Source organism: Psychrobacter sp. CLB018 (assembly GCF_041222815.1).
In the GTDB taxonomy this organism is placed as follows: domain Bacteria; phylum Pseudomonadota; class Gammaproteobacteria; order Pseudomonadales; family Moraxellaceae; genus Psychrobacter; species Psychrobacter faecalis.
Window position 1 is genome coordinate 3,055,313 of sequence record NZ_CP166085.1, and the last position, 19,800, is coordinate 3,075,112.

Here is a 19,800-nt window from a genome sequence, read left to right on the forward strand (position 1 = left end):
AGAAGACGGTAAACAAACCATATTTTTCAATAGCTTAGTAAAAATCAGATATTAAACCAAAGAGGATTATTCTCTAGACATGCCTTAATGTTTAATTATTATTTGCTACGAAGCTTATTAGTAAGCTCAATTGGACATTTATAAACCCTAGATTTTTTTGTTATAGCAGATGTATCTATAGATATATTCGTCACTATTGATATTGACATTAAGCGTACCTATATAGGGAAGCTGACTTCGTCGCGGCTGTCTAGTGTTAATAGACAGCGTTTGCTATAATAGCGGCTTTTATGACATTACTGCATGGCACTTCTACTTACTCTTATTAACAAGCAACTTATTCTATATTATAGCGATTTGATGATCAGTTATTAGATAGCTACTTAATTAGCATAATATATAAGATAAATTTTAGCGCAGTGTTTGTGGTTAATGCCCATTTCTTCAACATATTATAGCGGTTAGATATAATTGACGTGGTCTTACGGTTATATGATTGATGGTTGCAATCATCACTGCCAACGGACCCAAAAAGGTGAATAGATTATGGTAGCGATTACTTTACCCGATGGTAGCGTAAAAAACTTTGAAGGCAATACAACGGTCATGGAAGTGGCGCAAAGTATTGGAGCGGGCTTGGCGAAGGCGACGGTCGCGGGACGCGTTGATGGTCACTTAGTAGATGCACACGACCCTATCGTTGCCGATGCAAAAGTTGAAATCGTGACGCCAAAAGACGCTGATGGCGTCGATATCATTCGCCACTCATGTGCCCACTTGTTAGGTCATGCGGTAAAACAGCTTTATCCTGACGTAAAAATGGTCATCGGTCCTGTTATCGAAGATGGCTTTTATTATGACATCTATAGTGAGACGCCATTTACCCCTGAGCACATGGAAAAAATTGAAAAACGCATGATGGAGCTGATTAAGCAAGATTATGATGTCATCAAAAAAATGACCCCTCGCGATGAAGTCATCAAGATTTTTGAAGAGCGCGGCGAAGATTATAAGCTGAAATTGATCAATGACATGCCTGGCGAAGAAGCCTTTGGTCTGTATCATCATCAAGAATATGTCGATATGTGCCGTGGTCCACACGTGCCAAATACGCGCTTCTTAAAAGTGTTTAAACTGACCAAAATGTCAGGCGCTTATTGGCGCGGTGATGCCAAAAACGAGCAGCTGCAACGTATTTATGGTACGGCGTGGGCAGATAAAAAAGATTTAAAAGCATATATCCAACGTATCGAAGAAGCGGAAAAACGTGATCACCGTAAGATTGGTAAAGCGTTAAATTTATTTCATATGCAAGAGCAAGCGCCGGGTATGGTGTTTTGGCATGCCAATGGTTGGACTATTTATCAGGTACTTGAGCAATATATGCGTAAAGTGCAGCATGACCATGGTTATGAGGAAATCAAAACGCCGCAAATCGTCGATCGCAGCTTGTGGGAACGTTCAGGCCATTGGGGTAACTATGCCACCAATATGTTTACCACTTCGAGCGAAAACCGTGATTATGCAGTAAAACCAATGAACTGCCCATGTCACGTACAAGTATTTAACCAAGGCTTAAAGTCTTACCGTGAACTGCCGCTACGTATGGCGGAGTTTGGCTCGTGCCATCGTAACGAACCCTCTGGCTCATTACATGGTTTGATGCGTGTACGTGGTTTCACTCAAGATGATGCGCATATTTTCTGTACGCAAGCACAAATTCAGCAAGAAGTTGCGGATTTTATTAAACTGACCCTTGCGGTGTATGAAGACTTTGGTTTTGATAATATCATTATGAAGCTCTCAACCCGTCCTGAAAAACGCGTTGGTAGCGATGAATCTTGGGATTTTGCCGAAAAAGCCTTGGCAGATGCCCTAGATAGCTCAGGTCTTGATTGGGAATATCTACCGGGTGAAGGCGCATTTTATGGTCCGAAGATTGAGTTTAGTCTAAAGGATTCATTGGGTCGTGTCTGGCAGTGCGGTACGATACAGGTTGATCCAAATATGCCTGAGCGCCTTGATGCCGAATTCGTCAATGAGCAAAACGAGCGCGAAACCCCAATTATGCTGCACCGTGCAATCTTAGGCTCGTTTGAGCGTTTTATCGGTATCTTGATCGAAAACTACGCCGGTTGGATGCCTGTATGGCTTGCGCCGCAACAGGTGGCGGTGATGAATATTACTGATAAACAAGCCGATGCTTGTGAAAATGTGGTCCGTGAGCTGAAAAATGCAGGTTTGCGAGCGACGAGTGACTTGCGTAACGAAAAGATTGGATTTAAGATACGAGAGAAAACATTAGAACGCGTTCCCTATATGCTAGTATTAGGGGATAAAGAGGTTGAAACGGGCAGTGTCAACGTCCGAACTCGTGAAGGTGAAAACCTCGGCGTCATGAGTGTTGCAGAATTTATTAGCTTAGTACAGACTGCTGTCAGCAAAAAAGGCCGACAGACCCCAAAAACAGATGAGGAGTAATACCTATTAAACAGTCAAACCGTTTGAACATCAACGAAGATATCAATGCTAAAGAAGTCCGTTTGGTTAAAGAAGATGGCGAGCAAATGGGCGTGGTCGATATCGAAACCGCGATGAAAGCGGCGCGTGATGAAAATCTAGATTTGGTCGAATTGGTTCCTGAAGCCAAGCCGCCAGTATGCAAAATCATGGATTATAAACATTTCCTCTATGATCAAAAGCAGAAAGCGAAAGAAGCGAAGAAGAACCAAAAACAGACCCAGCTAAAAGAGATGAAGCTACGTCCTAGTACTGAAGAGGCGGATTATCAAGTTAAGCTGAAAAAAATCGTCAGCTTCTTGGAAAACCAAGATAAAGTTAAAATCAGTATCCGTTTCCGTGGCCGCGAAATGGCGCACCAAGAGATTGGACGTAAACAACTTGATCGTATCATTGAAGATACCGCTGATATCTCAAACGTCGAACAGTATCCTAAGATGGAAGGCCGTCAAATGGGTATGCTACTTGGACCTACTAAGAAAAAATAATCCACCTGTGGATTATAGCGAGTAGTGGCTGTAAATCGATGTGATGGTTAGTTAATATAATCAATTAACTAACACAGACAGCTCGTTATTATAGATAGTTATACTCTTAACCATCAATATACTCCGGGATATTGATGGTTTTTTCATATTTATTACTGAATACGCCCATTAAATATAAAAAAGCTAAGTACGATAAGCCAAATTCCTCTATAAACGCTTTATAAACCTCAGTTTACAAAACCCATCTTCTCAACCTTTTCATTACCAGTTAATCTAAAGATTATCTCATCACACATATCTCATTCGAATAAAAATCATTGGGTAATAAAAACAATTGAAACCACGACTATAAAAGCGCTTAGCAAAAACTGTTATTCATTAACAATTAATAGTTAATGACAATTAATAGTCAATAAATAGTGTCATTGATAAATAACGTCGTCGGTAAAGAATCCCATTTTTAGATATTATAGGAAATTTTATGCAAGAATTGACCCCGCCCGAAAACGCCTCAACGCCAAGCATCACTTTAACCGCTCCTGAGCCGGTGAAAGAAATACAAAAAAGCGAAGCGGATCAAATGGTGAAACTGGACGAAAGCCAGATTCCTGAACTTGATGCTAAAGTCGATGCCTTTGTCGATCACGTGATTAACAACTCAGTACACAGCGCTGAGTTTCAGCAAAACGTGCAATCTATCCATAATTTGGGCAATAAAGAAATTCGCGAATCGGCACAAGTGTCAAACCGTATGCTCGATTTACCAGCAAAAAGTCTCAATGATAGCTTGTTTGATAACTCACCTATCGCCAAATCATTGACTGAGCTGCGCGGTATTGTTGAAGATTTGGATCCGAGCAAAAAAGAGCTGACCAGCTCACGCAAGCTCTTTGGTCTGATTCCATTTGGTAATAAAGTGCAAGATTATTTCCGTCAATATGAGTCAGCGCAATCGCATATCAACGCCGTGGTGTCCAGCCTTTATAATGGCAAAGACGAACTGCTCAAAGACAATGCCATGATTGAGCAGGAAAAAGTCAATATGTGGGAGCTGATGCAATCGATTCGCCAATACATTTATGTTGGCAAAAAAATCGATGAACAGCTTGAGCAAAAGGTTTATGCCGTTGAAGCCACTGACCCCGAAAAAGCGCGTATTATTAAAGAAGAAATGCTGTTTTATGTACGGCAAAAAAATACCGACTTTTTAACGCAATTGGCGGTAAACGTACAAGGTTACTTGGCCCTTGATACCATTCGTAAAAACAACCTAGAGCTGATTAAAGGTGTGGATCGCGCGACGACGACGACGATCTCGGCGCTACGTACGGCAGTGGTGGTTGCTCAAGCAATGACCAATCAAAAACTGGTACTCGATCAAATCACCGCGCTAAATAAAACGACCAGCAGCTTGATTGAATCAACCTCTGCGATGCTCAAACGTCAATCGCTTGAGATTCATGAGCAGGCAACCAGTAGCACGATTGAGCTTGATAAACTCCAAAACGCCTTCAATAACGTCTATGAAACGATGGATATGATTAGCAATTATAAAATCGAGGCGTTAGAAAATATGAAGCAAACGGTCAATACTCTGACAGCCGAAGTTGATAAAGCGCAGAAATATCTCGATAAGTCGAATCAAACGACTGTCCTTGAAGTATCGAAAGAATTAAATACTAAAAAGATAACCAATCAATCAAATACGGTCGATATTGATATTTGATTGGCTCGCATGTCGAAGGCTGTTAGCGATACAAGCTAGCAGCTACTTGCTATCTGATACACATAAGACAATTGACCTAAGATATTACGGCGTTGTTCGTGTTAAGATAGCACTTATTAATAATTTTAAAAAATAGATACGGTAATTTATGAGTTGGAATGATCCAAACGCCTCGAGTGAGGCACAAAAATACGTTAACCCTATTCCTAGTCGCGAACTGATACTCAGTACGATTAATGAATACGGTGAAGTCACGCATCAACAATTGGCAAAAGCCTTTAATATTGATGACCCTGACCAATTTGATGCTTTAGGCAATCGTCTAAAGGCAATGGCGCGCGATGGGCAAGTAAACCGCGACGGGCGTCCTTATCGCTATCGTACTGTAACCGAACACGATATCGTCACTGGCACCGTGTCAGCTCACCCTAAAGGCTTTGGCTTTGTGATATTGAGCGATATGCCTGATTTGTTTTTGCATGAAAAGCAGATGCGCTGGGTATTTAATGGCGATACCGTACAGGCGGTTGGCACCTCTACGGATAATCGCGGTCGTACCGAAGGGCGTATTGTCGATATCGTTGAGCGTCGCCAAAACAATTTTATTGGTACATTGGCGCATGATGAAGAAGGTTATTGCGTTGAGCTTGGTAGCCCAAATAACCATCAGCCGATTACCGTCACTGAAGAAAACGTGCAAGCGTTAGATGCCAAACAAGGTGCGCCAGTCAAAGTCGATATTATCGATTGGCCAAACCAACACGAGTTTGCCACTGGTAAAATCACTCAAGTCTTATCTGATGATAATGACCGTGAATTGATTATTGAGACGACTCTACTCAACTATGATATCCCGTCAGACTTTAGCGAAGCGGCATTACAGCAGGCCAATAGCTATCAAGAGCCGACCGAAAAAGACTTGAAAGGTCGTACAGACTTGCGCGATTTACCTCTTATTACTATTGACGGTGAAGACGCGCGCGACTTTGATGATGCAGTGTTTGCCGAAAAACGCTCAGGCGGTAACTATCGTGTTTTAGTAGCGATTGCTGATGTAAGCTATTACGTCACGCCAAACTCACCACTTGATAAAGATGCTTACGAGCGCGGCACGTCAGTGTATTTTCCGCATCGCGTGATTCCGATGCTGCCAGAAGTATTGTCTAACGGCCTATGCTCTTTGAACCCCAACCTTGACCGTCTCTGTATGGTTGCCGATATCAAGATATCGCGTGCTGGTAAAGTCACAGGCTACGAATTTTATCCGGGCGTTATGCACTCACAAGCGCGCCTGACTTATAACCAAGTGAATGCTTACCTTGCCAATCCAAAAGATAAAAGCGTTCCTGAATCATTAACGGCTAATAAAGATGTTAAAAAATCGGTCGATACCTTACATCAATTGTATGAGCTGCTGCTAAAAAAACGTGAAGAACGCCATGCCATGGAGTTTGAAACAGTCGAAACGTATATTAAGTTTAATGAAAAAGGTGGCATCGAAGCGATTTTACCGCGTACGCGCGGCGATGCACAAAAGCTTATCGAAGAATGTATGCTGCTTGCTAATACCTGTGCAGCAAACTTTGCCCTAAAACATGAGTTGCCTGTCTTATATCGTAACCACGATAAGCCTGATAGCGAAAAGTCAATGCGCATTCATGAATATGCCAAAAACTTTGGCTTAAGCTTCCCTGAGGAAAGCCCAACGCAAGCAGATTATCAGCGTATCATCGAAGCTACCAAAGACCGCCCTGACGCGATTAGCATCCACAGCATGCTGCTACGCTCGATGATGCAAGCGAACTATGCGCCTGACAACATCGGTCACTTTGGTTTGGCTTATGATGAATACAGCCACTTTACCTCGCCGATTCGCCGCTATCCTGATTTAATGCTGCATCGCGCGATTAAAGCGAAAGTGACTAATAGCCAGCAGCCAGTAATGGATTTCTCGCTTGAAGATGCTGGCACGCAAACCTCAGATACCGAGCGCCGCGCCGAAAAAGCATCGCGTTATGTGGAATCTTGGCTCAAATGTCATTATATGAAAGATCATGTCGGCGAAGAGTTCGATGGCGTGGTGACGACTGTGACGAGCTTCGGTTTATTTGTGACTTTGACCGACTTATATATCGATGGTCTCGTGCACATCTCCAACGTTGGCGACGACTTCTTTGTCTATGATGAGCAGCAACAACAGCTTATCGGTAAAGACAGAGGCACGGTATTTGGGCTTGGCGATTTGGTTCGCGTAAAAGTAGCGGGCGTTAATATGGACCTGCTACAAATCGACTTTGATCTTAAAGCTAAGCTACAAGCAAGCCAAATGAATCAAACCAAACGCGATCAGCCAAAGAACAATTCGGCTGGTAAGAGCTCTGCTAACAAAACTTCGGCGAATAAACCCCCTTCTAAAAGAAGCAGCAGCCGTGGTAAAGGCACCAGCAAAAAAAGCTAACGTTGCCTAAATGTTAAGATTAAAAAAAGACTAACATTATCGTTAGTCTTTTTTTTGTATTCATTAAAGGGCGATTAATTAGATGCTGTTATTAAGACGCCACTTATTTCAGCCTTAAAATTCTAAACAATAATAACTCTAAGGTTTAAAGCTCCTATTGCGTATTAGCGATTTGCTCGCGGCGTTGTTGACTGACCTGCTCCGCTTGTTCTATCTGCGTGCTTGCTTTATCAAGGATAGCTTTTGGCTGCTGCCCTAACGGCTGACTTGCGATATCTGAAGTATTACTCTCAGCTACGTTAATGTCAGTTTGTTCTGCGACACTACTAGCGGCTAACGCTTCTCTATTTTTTTCACGTTGGCTGCCGCTGATCATATTAAACCCTGCGAGAATAACGATACCAGCCAAAGCAAAAATAATCAGATGTTTGATTTGCATAAAAAATATCTCGTCTATGTCGATAAAAGGTAGATAGACGTTTCGTTGCATTTTTTATGCCGACTTTTATAGTTAGTAATCATTTTTTAATAGATAATCTTCAACGCCACTCTTTTGGGCTATTCTTGCGGACTGTTGTTACTTAATAGGTCGGTTTCATCTGAATTTTCGGCAATTTCTTGCTCAACTTTTTCCATTAGTTTCTGGTCAGGACGCGCATCGAGTACTTCGTCGGCATTGCGACCTTGTAAGATATGCTTGGCCCGCGCCTTTGCTTGTTTCTTATCTTTATCTTCAATGCTAGTACCAGTAGCAGAAGATACATCAGACGCTTTATCAGTTGCAGAAATGTGCGGCGTTACCGTCGTTTCCGCTGGTGATTTATCGTTCGTTTGACTGCTTTGGAAATGCTCAAAGGCTTTTTCTAGCTTATGGTTAAAGCGCAACTGATAAATGGGCTCGGGTAAAGTAAAACCTTCATCTTCTAAGGCATGCTTGGTTTCGCGAATGGCGATACTGCGGGCTTTGGAGAAATCTGCCTCCAATTGATTGACCCATACTTGGAACTGTAAAACGATGTTTGATTCGCCGACTTCTTTGATAACCGCCGTGACTTTTGGCTTATCTAAGGCAAATCCCAACTGACAGATGGCATCGATACCTACCTTGATCGCAGCAAGCGGATCGTCGTTGGCATCAACCCCGAGCTCAAAGGTAAAACGGCGCTCGGGGTTTTTGGTGTAATTTAAAATTGTTGCTTTAAAGACTTCAGCGTTAGGAATACGTAACTGATTGCCGTCTAAGGTCATTAAAATCGTGGCGCGTGAGGTTAGGCGCACCACGATGCCTTCTTGATTGTTAATCAAAATATGGTCGCGGGCGCGAAACGGTTGGCGGATACTGAGCATGAGCGAGGCAATATAGTTCTCAATGGTGTCTTTGACGGCAAAACCAACGGCGATACCAATAACACCTGCCCCACCAAGCAGCGTGCCCAAGATAGTCTCAGCACCAATCAAACTTAACGCTAAGATAAGACCGAAAATGATAAAGATGACTTTAACGGTTTGGGCAAGTAACTCTGCGACAAAGGGATTTGGCGTAAGACGTTGCCACATTTTTTGTCGATTGGATAACCAACTGCCAAACCACGTCACTAAGGCAAATAAAACAATCCCTACGAGTAGTAGCGGCAACGCTTTGACTAGGTTTTTGGTTTGCGCTTTGAGACTCTGATAAACAGTCGAGACATTATCCTGCACATCAAGGGTGCGATTGATTCTATCTTCTACCGTCACCACGTCGGTTAAGCGATTGGTCAGATTAATCGCTTGCTGGGCTTTTTTCTCGTTAGGCGTCTCACCGGTTAAGGTTACAACCCCTTGGTTGACGCTGACACTTACTGCTTGCAAGCCGTCAATTTCTGAAAAAATGCCACTGATACGTTGCTGGATATCATTGTCTTTTAACGGCGTTGGCGTGGTTTCGATTTGGGCATTATTAGTACTTTCACCGCTGATAACTGGCGGTTTTTCAACTGGCGCGGGCGCAGTGTCAGAAGTACTTGGCGTAGCAGGGGTAATAGTGATGGCACTATTTAGACTATTATTTGGCTCATTGGCAGGTGGGGCGTTTATAGCTGGGGCGTTAGGCGTCTGAGCGCTGGTCCCACTGTCAGCTGTACTATCTTCAGTAGCCTCATTATTGAGTATAATACTCTCACTTGTGCTGCTGTCTGTAGCCGCATAAGTTGGCATGCTTAAAAGAACACTTAAAAAGATACTTAATAGCAATAACAGCTGAGCGTAGACGTTTATCGTTATACGCGACTGGCGCTGGCTTAACCTGTGTAGCCTACGTAATTGAGGCTGGTCAACATACGCTGCCATAAGTATCCCTTTATTATTCTAGCTTTATATCACATTTCCAATAACGCTCTCTGGACATGGCGACTAAAAACTATTTACCATCTAGATAAAGCTGCGCCTCACCCAAGTCTAAGGTGCCTTCGTAAATCGCGCGGCCAGTGATAATCCCTTCGATACAGTCACCATAAGGTTTTAGCAATTCAATGTCTTTCATATCGGTGACGCCGCCTGACGCAATCACCGGCAAGCCGCCTTCACGCGCTAAATTAACCGTTTGCTCGACATTGACGCCTTGCATCATGCCATCACGAGCGATATCGGTATAAACGATTGACGATACGCCAACATCAGCAAAACGCTTGGCAAGCTCGGTAGCTTTGGTATCGGTCACGTTTGCCCAACCGTGCGTGGCAACCATGCCATCTTTGGCATCGATACCGACAATAATGTGTCCAGCAAACTCGCGGCAGGCTTCGGTCACAAAGTCAGGATCCTCCACGGCTTTGGTACCAATAATAATGTAGGTCAAACCTGCGCTAATATACTGCTCGATGGTTTTCATATTGCGCACACCGCCGCCCAATTGAATCGGCAGCTTGGGGAAAGCTTTGGCAATGTCGTTGACCACTTGTTTGTGTACTGGGATGCCATCAAATGCGCCATTTAAATCGACTAAATGCAAGCGCCGCGCGCCTTCATTGACCCAACGCGCCGCCATAGCGACTGGATCATCAGAAAATACCGTATCGTCTTCCATACGGCCTTGTTTTAAACGCACACATTTACCATCTTTTAAATCAATAGCGGGGATAATGACAGGGACAGCACACATACAGCATTCCTTATAAAACGATATCAGCGATTAAAAATAGTTGAATAATAACAATTTGAATAAGAAAAATTCAAAAGTGAAAAAAGTATCCAAGCCCATCAAAGGGCGACTACATAAAATTTATTTAGCATAGCAAATTAAAAGCAGCTATTAGGGAAAATTGATTAAATATTAAAAATGGCAGTGGTAAATGAGAATACGAGTTAAAGTTTGGTTAAAAAATGGTAAAGAACCCATCACCGTAATCACAATCATAACCATAAGTTTTAGCCGAAGGAAACACTCGTAACATTAGGTAAATTCATTTACCAACTGGCAATTTTAGGTCAGTTTAGCGTATAATCCTAGGTAAATTTGTATTTGTATGATAAAACCTAATCGTCTGCTACCTATTGACGATTGCAATCAGCATAAGGTAAATATGAGCACCCCATTAGCACTAAATTAATGCTGAGCTTATCAAGACATTGAGTTTACCCTGTAATCATAGGTCATTAACCAGCACTTAGATAGCTTTCACAAAGACAGCTTTCATAAAGTATGAACAAATCACTGATGCCTCATTTATATTCACTCGTATGAATAGCGCTGCGTAAATTTTAATAACCCTATGATTCCTGATACGACAAATTTTAAGATTTTAATAAATCGTATGGTAAAACTGTATTTTATCTACTGTCATCCTCGTTGAGGACGCGGTTAGATTTGTGAGTTTTACGATACACCTTGGTAGCCAGTCGTCACTTTGGTCATTCGAATAAGACATTAACGTGTTGTTAAGGAGTCTAAGGTCAGCGTTAATACTCTTACTTGTAGTTATGATGATGTGTTATGTCTAGAGCACTTTTTCACGCCCTTTTTTGGGAGTGATAAAGCACTTTATTGATGACGCTGTTATCCATGCTGCCGATATACCAAACAGGACGTCTGGTATCGTTTTAGACTATGGACTAAGTTTTCGCTTATGATTACCATCAAAAAAGGTTTGGATTTACCCATCACTGGTGAACCCTCCCGCGAGATATCTGAGCACAGACCCGCCTATGTAGCACTTGTTGGCTATGATTATGTGGGCATGAAGCCCACGATGAATGTCAAAGAAGGCGACATCGTAGCTAAAGGTCAGCCCGTTTTTGAAGACAAAAAACGGGTTGGCGTTATCTACACTGCCCCTGCTGCTGGTAAGGTCGTCGCCGTTAATCGCGGTGAGCGTCGTGTTTTTGAAAGTCTTGTGATTGCGGTCGACCCAAACGGTGAAGAAGTAGAATTTCAGCGCTACGACTCCCAGCAACTTGCTGACCTAGATTCTGAAGTCGTTGAAACCCAACTGCTTGCCTCTGGTGAATGGACCGCTTTTCGCACGCGTCCTTATAGCCGCTCCCCCGATATTGGTGCCCGTCCGCACGCTATCTTTGTCACCGCTATGGATACCAATCCATTAGCGCTTGACCCGATGTTGCTGATTAATGAGCAGCTTCAAGCGTTCAATGACGGACTTGCTGTATTATCAACCCTCAGCCCCAAGACCTTTGTCTGCCATCATGGCGATGCCCAGCTGACGCCAGTTGCCAAAACGGCTGCTAATAATGTCACTGAGTATCATAGCTTTGCTGGCAAACACCCTGCTGGTCTGGCTGGCACGCACATTCACTTTTTGCATCCTATCATGCGCGGCGTGACCGTGTGGACGATTGGTTACCAAGACGTGATTGCCATTGGTAAGTTGTTTACTACTGGTCGTTTATATACGCGCCGTATGCTTAGCCTCGCTGGCCCTGCGGTTAAAAACCCGCATTTGGTGGTCACCGAGCGCGGTGCAGATATCGCAGCATTGACCAAAGGTGAGCTTACAGCTGGCGAGAACCGTATCGTCTCGGGTTCTGTGCTTTCAGGTCGCAAAGTGGCGGGCAATACCAATTATCTTGGTCGCTTTCATAATCAAATCAGTGCGCTAACCGAAGGTCGTGAACGTCCAGCGTTTCACTTCTTTACCGCTGGTGCCAATCGCTTTTCTAAATTGCCTATCTATATCTCGCAGTTTTTTGGTGGTAAAAAATATAACTTTACCACTTCGAGCAATGGCTCACCGCGGGCGATGGTGCCAATTGGCGTCTATGAAGAAGTCATGCCGCAAGACTATCTGCCAACGCAGCTACTGCGCGCTTTGATTGTCGAAGACATCGTTAGCGCTGTCGATTTGGGCGTACTTGAATTGGACGAAGAAGATTTGGCATTATGCACCTTTGTATCTCCTGGCAAATATGAATTCGGCGATATTTTGCGTGACAACTTAACGCGCATTGAGCTGGAGGGCTAACCACGATGAAATTTTTACACAGTATGTTCGATCGTATGGAGCCGTCTTTCACCAAGGGTGGCAAACACGAAAAGTACTACGCCATCTTTGAGATGTTTGATACGTTTTTACGTCAACCAGGCTCAACGACATACGCATCCTCACACGTACGCGACGGTATCGACCTTAAGCGTATTATGATTACCGTTTGGTTATGTACTTTCCCTGCGATGTTTTGGGGTATGTACAATATCGGTCATCAAGCATTAACAGCGATTGCGCAGCTTGGCTTACAGCCTGAAGGCTGGCGTACCGTTATCACCAGTATGGCGGGCTACAATCCAGACAGTATCTGGGCAAGCTTTGTCTACGGAGCCATGCAGTTCTTACCGATTTATATCGTCACCTTTGCGGTTGGTATTCTCTGTGAGATTATCTTTGCTGTCGTGCGCGGGCATGAAGTTAACGAAGGTTTCTTTGTGACTTCTGTGCTATTTGCGCTGTGTCTCCCACCAGATATTCCTTTATGGCAAGTTGCCTTAGGTATTATCTTTGGTGTGGTCGTGGCAAAAGAAGTCTTTGGCGGTACGGGTAAAAACTTCCTGAACCCTGCCCTATCAGGTCGTGCGTTCTTATACTTTGCTTACCCTGCTTATATGTCAGGCGACTCAGTATGGACGGCGGTTGATGGTTTCTCAGGAGCCACGCCACTTGGACTTGCCGCGCTTGGCGTCGTCCCAGCAGACTTCGTTGATGTTTATGGCAATGCCATCACATGGACGGATGCTTTCTTAGGTAATATGCAAGGCAGTATCGGTGAAGTATCGACGCTGGCTATTTTGCTAGGTGCAGTGGTTCTACTTTGGACGCGCATTGCCTCATGGCGCATCATGGCAGGTTGTGTGGTTGGGCTAATTGCCACATCGCTAGTCTTTAATATGGTCGGTTCTGAAGACAATATGATGATGAGCCTGCCGTTTTATTGGCACTTAGTCATCGGCGGTTTTGCCTTTGGTGCAGTATTTATGGCAACCGACCCTGTATCAGCTGCGCACACCAATAAAGGCCGCTGGGCTTATGGTATTTTGATTGGTTTTATGACCGTACTCATTCGCGTCGTCAACCCAGCCTTCCCAGAAGGCATCATGCTTGCCATTTTATTCGCCAACTTATTTGCGCCATTATTTGATTACTTTGTGACGCAAGCCAATATCAAGCGCCAAACAGCACGGAGGGTTCGTTATGTCCAAGCCCAAAAGTAATAATGCAAAAACCATCAGCGTGGCGTTGACGCTATGCTTGGTGTGCTCTGTATTGGTCTCAGCGGCGGCTGTGGGTTTGAAACCAGCACAAGTTGAAAACGCGCGCTTAGACCGTAACAAAAATATCTTAGTCGCCGCTGGTATGTTTGACCCAGCGTCTGATACCAATGAAGATGTGGCCGAGCGTTTTAAAGACTTTGAGGTAAAAATCGTTGACCTTAATAAAGGCAATTACCTCGATGACGACGCGCTAAAAGCCGCTGGCATTCCTGATCGCAATGCGTACGATGCCAGTCAAGCGACCAAAAATCAGGCGCTAAGCGAAGATTTGGGCGGTAATGACCCTGCTGGTATCGGCCGTGTTCCTAAATACGCCAAAGTCTATGTCAAAAGTGATGACGCGGGACAGCCTGAAATGGTGGTGCTGCCGATTCAAGGCTATGGTCTATGGGGTACGATTTATGGTTTCTTAACGCTTGAAAGTGATATGAATACCATCAAAGGAATCAGTTTCTATGAGCATAAAGAAACCCCAGGTCTAGGTGCTCGTATCGAGGAGCCTGAGTGGCGCGCCATGTGGAGCGGCATTCACTCTTATGATGAAAACGGCGCAGTTGCAACAGGTGTGACTAAAGCCGGTAATCCAAAAGACAACTGGGTAGATGGCATCAGTGGTGCAACCTTAACCGGTCGCGGCGTCAGTAACATGATTCAGTTTTGGCTAGGTGAGCAAGGCTATAAGCCTTACTTAGACCAGCTGCGTGAACAAAACGGCAAAACAGTGGCGGATCCAGAAGTCAAAGCCAGTCAAAGTCCGTATAAAAAACTGGGTCAGAACTTACATCAACAGCAGACGCATCCCGCAACCGAACTGGTCGCAGTAGTGCCAGCAGCACACGGTAAGGAGGCATAACATGGCTGATACAAAAACGATTTTAACCTCGCCTATCTTTGACAATAACCCGATTGCCCTGCAAATCTTAGGTATTTGTTCGGCGTTGGCAGTTACTACCAGTGTGGCGAATGCGCTGGTAATGAGTGTGGCGTTGACCTTGGTCACGGCATTCTCAAGCTTTTTTATCTCTATTATCCGTAAGCAAATCCCATCAAGCATTCGTATTATTGTGCAGATGACGATTATTGCGTCATTGGTTATTGTGGTTGACCAGATTTTAAAAGCGGTCGCTTATGACGTCAGTAAAGGTTTGTCGGTATTCGTTGGTTTGATTATCACCAACTGTATCGTGATGGGCCGTGCCGAAGCATTTGCCATGAGCAATCCACCAGTACCAAGCTTTTTAGACGGTATTGGTAACGGTCTTGGTTACTCGGCGGTACTGCTATTTGTCGCGAGCGTGCGTGAGATTTTGGGCGCAGGCAGTTGGTTCGGTATTACCATTTTGCAAACTGCTAACGATGGTGGTTGGTACGTACCAAATGGTCTATTACTATTGCCACCGTCAGCGTTCTTTATCATTGCTCTGTTCATTGTGATTATCCGTACTTGGAAACCTGAACAGGTCGAAGAAGCTGAATTTGTAATGAAGCCGCAATCTAAAGGCATGGCACAAGGAGGCGGTCACTAATGGGACACTATGTCAGTTTATTTATAACCTCGGTCTTTATCGAGAATATGGCGCTGGCCTACTTCTTAGGCATGTGTACCTTTTTGGCGGTATCAAAAAAGGTCTCCACCGCGATTGGTCTTGGAGTCGCTGTGGTCGTCGTGATGGCGATTACCGTACCGCTAAATAACCTTTTGTTTCAGTTCATCTTAAAAAATGGTGCGCTGGCATGGGCAGGTTTCCCTGATATCGACTTAAGCTTTTTGGGCCTACTCAGTTATATTGGTTTGATCGCCGCTGTGGTACAGATTTTAGAGATGTTCTTGGATAAGTTCGTCCCGAGTCTGTATAACGCCCTTGGGGTGTTTTTGCCACTGATTACCGTTAACTGCGCCATTTTAGGTGGCGTACTGTTTATGGTTGAGCGTGATTATAACTTTGGCGAATCGATGGTATACGGCGTCGGCGCAGGTTTTGGTTGGGCATTGGCGATTACCGCCTTGGCGGGTATCCGTGAAAAGCTAAAATACTCAGACATTCCAGCGCCGCTGCGTGGTCTTGGTATTACCTTTATCACGGTTGGTCTGATGTCACTTGGCTTTATGTCTTTCGGCGGTATGTCAATTTAAACCGCTAAGCTTAAACCCTATTTAGCACTTTGACCTATTTAATTCATTTATTCGGTAGGGGTTCAAAAAACGCAAAGACGTTTTTTCGCTCCCCTACTCCATAGATTAAGGATACCTACCATGGATTACGCTACGGCGATTGGTGGCGTTGCTATGTTTACCGTGATCATCATGGGTCTTGTTGCCATTATTTTGGCAGCGCGCTCAAGATTGGTCAGTTCAGGCGATGTTACTATCCATATCAATGATAATCCCGATAATGACGTCGTGACACCCGCGGGCGGAAAACTGCTACAAACATTGGCAAGCGAAGGTATTTTCTTATCTTCGGCCTGTGGTGGCGGTGGTACCTGTGCGCAGTGTCGTTGCCGCGTTATCGAAGGGGGCGGCTCTATCCTGCCCACCGAAACTGGGTATTTTACCCAAGGCGAAATCCGTAACCACATGCGTCTTGCCTGTCAGGTTGCGGTAAAGCAAGACATGAAAATTGAGATTGACCCTGAGTTTTTTGATGTACAGAAATGGGAATGTGAAGTTGTCTCGAACGATAACGTTGCCACCTTTATTAAAGAATTGGTGCTTAAAATTCCAGAAGGCGAGGAAGTCAATTTCCGTGCGGGTGGTTATGTACAGTTAGAAGCGCCGCCGCATGAAGTGCATTATAAAGACTTTGTGATTGACGAAGAATACCGCGAAGATTGGGAAAAGTTCGACATTTTCAAATATGTGTCAAAAGTTGATGAGCCAGTTATTCGTGCTTACTCAATGGCCAACTATCCAGACGAGAAAGGCATTATTAAGTTTAATATCCGTATCGCCAGTCCACCGCCTCGCGGCCCTGACGGTATACCACCGGGCAAAATGTCCTCTTGGGTATTTAGCCTCGTCCCTGGCGATAAAGTGACGGTTTCTGGTCCTTATGGTGAGTTTTTTGCCAAAGACACCGAAGCTGAAATGATTTTCGTCGGTGGTGGTGCGGGTATGGCACCGATGCGCTCGCACATTTTCGATCAGCTTAAACGCTTAGATACCAAGCGTAAGATTAGCTTTTGGTATGGCGCGCGCTCGATTCGTGAGATGTTCTACGTTGAAGATTATGATCAGCTAGAAGAAGAGTTTGATAACTTTGAGTGGCATGTGGCCTTGTCTGACCCTCTCCCTGAAGACAATTGGGAAGGTCCAACCGGCTTTATCCATAACGTGCTGCTTGAAAACTATCTTAAAGACCATCCAAACCCAGAAGACTGTGAATACTACATGTGCGGGCCACCGATGATGAACGCGGCGGTAATCGACATGCTACACAGCTTGGGCGTGGAAGATGAAAACATCATGCTTGATGATTTTGGTGGTTAAGCGAGTTATTTAAATCGGTTGATAACACCTATTTATTCAACAAGTATCGTTAAGCTAAAAATATATGATAAATTAAGAGTCTCAATGGAGGCTCTTTTTTTATGCGCTAAATAAACCATTTTCAATCAGAAAGGATTCTTATGAAAACCAAAGCGAAAGATTTGACCATTTGGATTACCGGCGCGTCTAGCGGTATCGGCGAAGCATTATCAATTGCCTTTGCCAAACGTGGTGCCAGCATTATTTTAAGTGGCCGTGATAAAGCTAAATTAGAGACAGTCAAAAATCGCTGCAAAAACAGCAAAAAGCATATCGTCGTTCCCTTTGATATCGCCGATGCCGCGCAAGCAAAAGAAGCCTATGAAACAATCAAGGCTAAAACTGAAAAAGTGGATTGGTTGATTAATAATGCGGGCATCAGTCAACGCGCGCTTATCATGGAAACGACCGAGGAAGTTGAACGTAAGCTGATGGAGATAGATTATTTCGCGCAAACACGGCTGACCAGACTGGTATTGCCCGATATGATTGCGCAAGGTGGCGGCAAAATTGTCATGGTATCGAGCGTGGCAGGTTTACTGGGTACCCAATATCGCGGCGCTTATGGTGCTGCCAAAGCCGCTATCCATATGTGGGCAAACAGCTTGCGCGCAGAATTGCATGACCAAGGCATCGAGGTCGCGACCATATTCCCAGGGTTTATTCAAACCAATATTTCTATCAATGCCTTGACTGGTGATGGTAGTGCGCAAGGGACAATGGATGACGCCACCAATAAAGGTCTTACTGCGACCGCCTTTGCCAAGCAAGTCGTCAAAGCCCTGACTAAGGGTGAAGAATATGTCATCGTTGCTGGCAGTAAAGAAAAGCTTGCCACTAGAGTCAATCGTTTATCGCCGCCGAAGCTATATAAGCTTATTCGTGAGTCACAGGTTAAATAAAAACAGGCAGGTTCAATCGTATCTTCTCGAGTCGTAGTTATTTAAGTCGTACGTTAGTCGTAAATTGGCCTTATCGGTAACAAGGGGTGTAAAATAGGCGACGCTTAGCTTGCTTAGTTTATTACCTGCAAACTAACGCCCCCACTCACCCCTTCGCTTTATCAAGCTGTGATGACTTATATGACAAATTTAACCACCTTTCTTACTCCTAACAAACCCCTAAAATCCGCCTCTTTAACCATCATTGCTATCAGCTCTGTACTCATGCTTAGCGCCTGCCAGCAAAAGCCCGATTACGACAATCTTAGCGGCGAGACCATGGGCACCAGCTACCACATCAGTTATCAATTACCCAAAGGCGCTGATGAAGCTGCCATACAAGCAGCAATTGATAAGCGCTTGCAAGATATAAACGACAGCATGTCGACCTATCAAGCCGACTCTACTATTTCTAAATTTAACCAATTAGGCAAAGATACGCCGATTGCTATCGACGCCGATTTTAGCCATGTGTTGCAAGCCTCAAGGCAAGTTTATGAGCTATCGGGCGGCGCTTTTGACCCAACGGTAATGCCTTTGATAGAAACTTGGGGCTTTGGCAGTACCATGACGGTTGAGCGCTTACAAAGTCCGCCAACGGCGCTTGAGATTGCGCAAGCGAAAGCCTTGGTCGATTTTGACAGTGTCATTCAAAAAGATGACAGCATTTATAAAACCAAAGACGGCGTTGGCCTTGATTTTTCGGCGGTGGCTAAGGGTTATGGCGTCGACGTCATTGCCGATGTGCTTAAGAACACTTATCAAATTCGCAACTATATGGTTGAGATTGGCGGCGAAGTGGCGACTTCAGGCGTTAGCGCCCAGCAGCAGCCGTGGCAAATCGCTATTGATGCACCCATTGAGGGCAGTACAGTAAGTACACGGCAAGCAATGGCGGTGATTCGCCAGCCTATCAATAATGGCGCTAGCATGGCGCTTGCTACTTCTGGCAACTATCGCAACTCCGTTGTTTTCGATGGTAAGCATTATAGCCATACTATTGCCCCAACCACAGGTGAGCCAATCGTAGGCGGTGCGCCATCAGTAACGGTCGCTGCAGAAACGGTGGCGCTGGCGGATGCGTGGGCAACGGCTTTGACCGCCATGCCTTATGGAAAAGCGCTGGCTACGGCGAAAGAGCACAATATCGCAGCTTTATTTGTCATTTTGGCAAAAGGTGTTGCAGCAGACACGGCGACCGACAGCGTTGATGATTGGCAAGTGGTCGAAACGCCGGCGATGAAAACCTTACGCGCCGATAAAAAGTCTTAGTATCAAACGTCTAGACTGTAATAACCTGCTAAGCACAAACGGGCGAGGCAAATTTTTGCTATACTATAAGTAAGTCATTGCTTAGATGGCTGCTTCATATTTTAAACGA

At 44.5% G+C, this 19,800-nt stretch carries 15 protein-coding genes; 12 read left to right on the forward strand and 3 right to left on the reverse strand.

The features are described from left to right. Positions 1 to 546 precede the first annotated feature (546 nt). From thrS to rnr, 4 genes are all read left to right on the forward strand, one after another. Positions 547 to 2,481 (forward strand): threonine--tRNA ligase, encoded by a 1,935-nt coding sequence (gene thrS / locus AB8P72_RS13025; protein WP_191692435.1) that lies wholly within the window; start codon positions 547 to 549, stop codon positions 2,479 to 2,481. A gap of 23 nt (positions 2,482 to 2,504) precedes the next feature. Continuing rightward, on the forward strand, positions 2,505 to 3,008 hold the full coding sequence (gene infC / locus AB8P72_RS13030) for a translation initiation factor IF-3 (RefSeq protein ID WP_144297936.1): 504 nt from the start codon (positions 2,505 to 2,507) through the stop codon (positions 3,006 to 3,008). Between the two features lie 481 nt (positions 3,009 to 3,489). Next, positions 3,490 to 4,734: a toxic anion resistance protein gene (locus AB8P72_RS13035; protein WP_193030559.1), complete on the forward strand. Its 1,245-nt coding sequence runs from the start codon at positions 3,490 to 3,492 to the stop codon at positions 4,732 to 4,734. A gap of 148 nt (positions 4,735 to 4,882) precedes the next feature. Further along, positions 4,883 to 7,192 carry a ribonuclease R gene (gene rnr / locus AB8P72_RS13040; protein ID WP_193030557.1) on the forward strand — a complete coding sequence of 770 codons (2,310 nt, stop codon included), beginning with the start codon at positions 4,883 to 4,885 and terminating at the stop codon, positions 7,190 to 7,192. Positions 7,193 to 7,346: 154 nt separating this feature from the next. Here the strand turns inward: rnr and AB8P72_RS13045 are convergent, their stop codons facing one another. The 3 genes from AB8P72_RS13045 to hisA all read right to left on the reverse strand — a co-directional run bounded on the left by AB8P72_RS13045 (position 7,347) and on the right by hisA (position 10,331). Further along, positions 7,347 to 7,631, reverse strand: a complete 285-nt coding sequence (locus tag AB8P72_RS13045) for a hypothetical protein (RefSeq protein WP_193030555.1) — start codon at positions 7,629 to 7,631, stop codon at positions 7,347 to 7,349. 119 nt (positions 7,632 to 7,750) lie between these two features. Then, complete coding sequence (locus tag AB8P72_RS13050) at positions 7,751 to 9,388, reverse strand: mechanosensitive ion channel domain-containing protein (RefSeq protein WP_193030553.1); 1,638 nt, start codon at positions 9,386 to 9,388, stop codon at positions 7,751 to 7,753. Positions 9,389 to 9,590: 202 nt separating this feature from the next. Then, a complete protein-coding gene (hisA, locus tag AB8P72_RS13055) occupies positions 9,591 to 10,331 on the reverse strand; it encodes a 1-(5-phosphoribosyl)-5-[(5-phosphoribosylamino)methylideneamino]imidazole-4-carboxamide isomerase (protein ID WP_068408306.1) in 741 nt (246 codons plus the stop codon). Between the two features lie 964 nt (positions 10,332 to 11,295). On the opposite strand from hisA, the gene AB8P72_RS13060 reads away from it, so the two are divergent. The 8 genes from AB8P72_RS13060 to AB8P72_RS13095 all read left to right on the forward strand — a co-directional run bounded on the left by AB8P72_RS13060 (position 11,296) and on the right by AB8P72_RS13095 (position 19,691). After that, positions 11,296 to 12,648: a Na(+)-translocating NADH-quinone reductase subunit A gene (locus AB8P72_RS13060; protein WP_193030551.1), complete on the forward strand. Its 1,353-nt coding sequence runs from the start codon at positions 11,296 to 11,298 to the stop codon at positions 12,646 to 12,648. A gap of 5 nt (positions 12,649 to 12,653) precedes the next feature. Then, on the forward strand, positions 12,654 to 13,889 hold the full coding sequence (locus AB8P72_RS13065) for an NADH:ubiquinone reductase (Na(+)-transporting) subunit B (RefSeq protein WP_193030549.1): 1,236 nt from the start codon (positions 12,654 to 12,656) through the stop codon (positions 13,887 to 13,889). After that, complete coding sequence (locus tag AB8P72_RS13070; protein ID WP_144297944.1) at positions 13,870 to 14,802, forward strand: Na(+)-translocating NADH-quinone reductase subunit C; 933 nt, start codon at positions 13,870 to 13,872, stop codon at positions 14,800 to 14,802. The genes AB8P72_RS13065 and AB8P72_RS13070 overlap by 20 nt, the downstream gene beginning before the upstream one ends. Position 14,803: 1 nt before the next feature. Next, positions 14,804 to 15,475: an NADH:ubiquinone reductase (Na(+)-transporting) subunit D gene (locus tag AB8P72_RS13075; RefSeq protein WP_068404384.1), complete on the forward strand. Its 672-nt coding sequence runs from the start codon at positions 14,804 to 14,806 to the stop codon at positions 15,473 to 15,475. After that, positions 15,475 to 16,083, forward strand: a complete 609-nt coding sequence (nqrE, locus tag AB8P72_RS13080; RefSeq protein ID WP_068404382.1) for an NADH:ubiquinone reductase (Na(+)-transporting) subunit E — start codon at positions 15,475 to 15,477, stop codon at positions 16,081 to 16,083. Before AB8P72_RS13075 ends, nqrE begins: the two co-directional genes overlap by 1 nt. A gap of 120 nt (positions 16,084 to 16,203) precedes the next feature. Then, positions 16,204 to 17,439 (forward strand): NADH:ubiquinone reductase (Na(+)-transporting) subunit F, encoded by a 1,236-nt coding sequence (gene nqrF / locus AB8P72_RS13085; RefSeq protein WP_144297945.1) that lies wholly within the window; start codon positions 16,204 to 16,206, stop codon positions 17,437 to 17,439. Between the two features lie 140 nt (positions 17,440 to 17,579). Beyond that, positions 17,580 to 18,380, forward strand: a complete 801-nt coding sequence (locus AB8P72_RS13090; RefSeq protein ID WP_193030548.1) for an SDR family NAD(P)-dependent oxidoreductase — start codon at positions 17,580 to 17,582, stop codon at positions 18,378 to 18,380. 180 nt (positions 18,381 to 18,560) lie between these two features. Beyond that, positions 18,561 to 19,691: an FAD:protein FMN transferase gene (locus tag AB8P72_RS13095; RefSeq protein ID WP_193030546.1), complete on the forward strand. Its 1,131-nt coding sequence runs from the start codon at positions 18,561 to 18,563 to the stop codon at positions 19,689 to 19,691. The last annotated feature ends 109 nt before the right edge of the window (positions 19,692 to 19,800 follow it).

Bases quoted from the DNA above. Each gene is read 5' to 3' on its own strand.
- thrS (WP_191692435.1), top strand. From the start codon at position 547: ATGGTAGCGATTACTTTACCCGATGGTAGCGTAAAAAACTTTGAAGGC.
- AB8P72_RS13035 (WP_193030559.1), top strand. From the start codon at position 3,490: ATGCAAGAATTGACCCCGCCCGAAAACGCCTCAACGCCAAGCATCACT.
- rnr (WP_193030557.1), top strand. From the start codon at position 4,883: ATGAGTTGGAATGATCCAAACGCCTCGAGTGAGGCACAAAAATACGTT.
- AB8P72_RS13045 (WP_193030555.1), bottom strand. From the start codon at position 7,631: ATGCAAATCAAACATCTGATTATTTTTGCTTTGGCTGGTATCGTTATT.
- AB8P72_RS13050 (WP_193030553.1), bottom strand. From the start codon at position 9,388: ATGCCAACTTATGCGGCTACAGACAGCAGCACAAGTGAGAGTATTATA.
- hisA (WP_068408306.1), bottom strand. From the start codon at position 10,331: ATGTGTGCTGTCCCTGTCATTATCCCCGCTATTGATTTAAAAGATGGT.
- AB8P72_RS13060 (WP_193030551.1), top strand. From the start codon at position 11,296: ATGATTACCATCAAAAAAGGTTTGGATTTACCCATCACTGGTGAACCC.
- AB8P72_RS13065 (WP_193030549.1), top strand. From the start codon at position 12,654: ATGAAATTTTTACACAGTATGTTCGATCGTATGGAGCCGTCTTTCACC.
- AB8P72_RS13070 (WP_144297944.1), top strand. From the start codon at position 13,870: ATGTCCAAGCCCAAAAGTAATAATGCAAAAACCATCAGCGTGGCGTTG.
- AB8P72_RS13075 (WP_068404384.1), top strand. From the start codon at position 14,804: ATGGCTGATACAAAAACGATTTTAACCTCGCCTATCTTTGACAATAAC.
- nqrE (WP_068404382.1), top strand. From the start codon at position 15,475: ATGGGACACTATGTCAGTTTATTTATAACCTCGGTCTTTATCGAGAAT.
- nqrF (WP_144297945.1), top strand. From the start codon at position 16,204: ATGGATTACGCTACGGCGATTGGTGGCGTTGCTATGTTTACCGTGATC.
- AB8P72_RS13090 (WP_193030548.1), top strand. From the start codon at position 17,580: ATGAAAACCAAAGCGAAAGATTTGACCATTTGGATTACCGGCGCGTCT.
- AB8P72_RS13095 (WP_193030546.1), top strand. From the start codon at position 18,561: ATGACAAATTTAACCACCTTTCTTACTCCTAACAAACCCCTAAAATCC.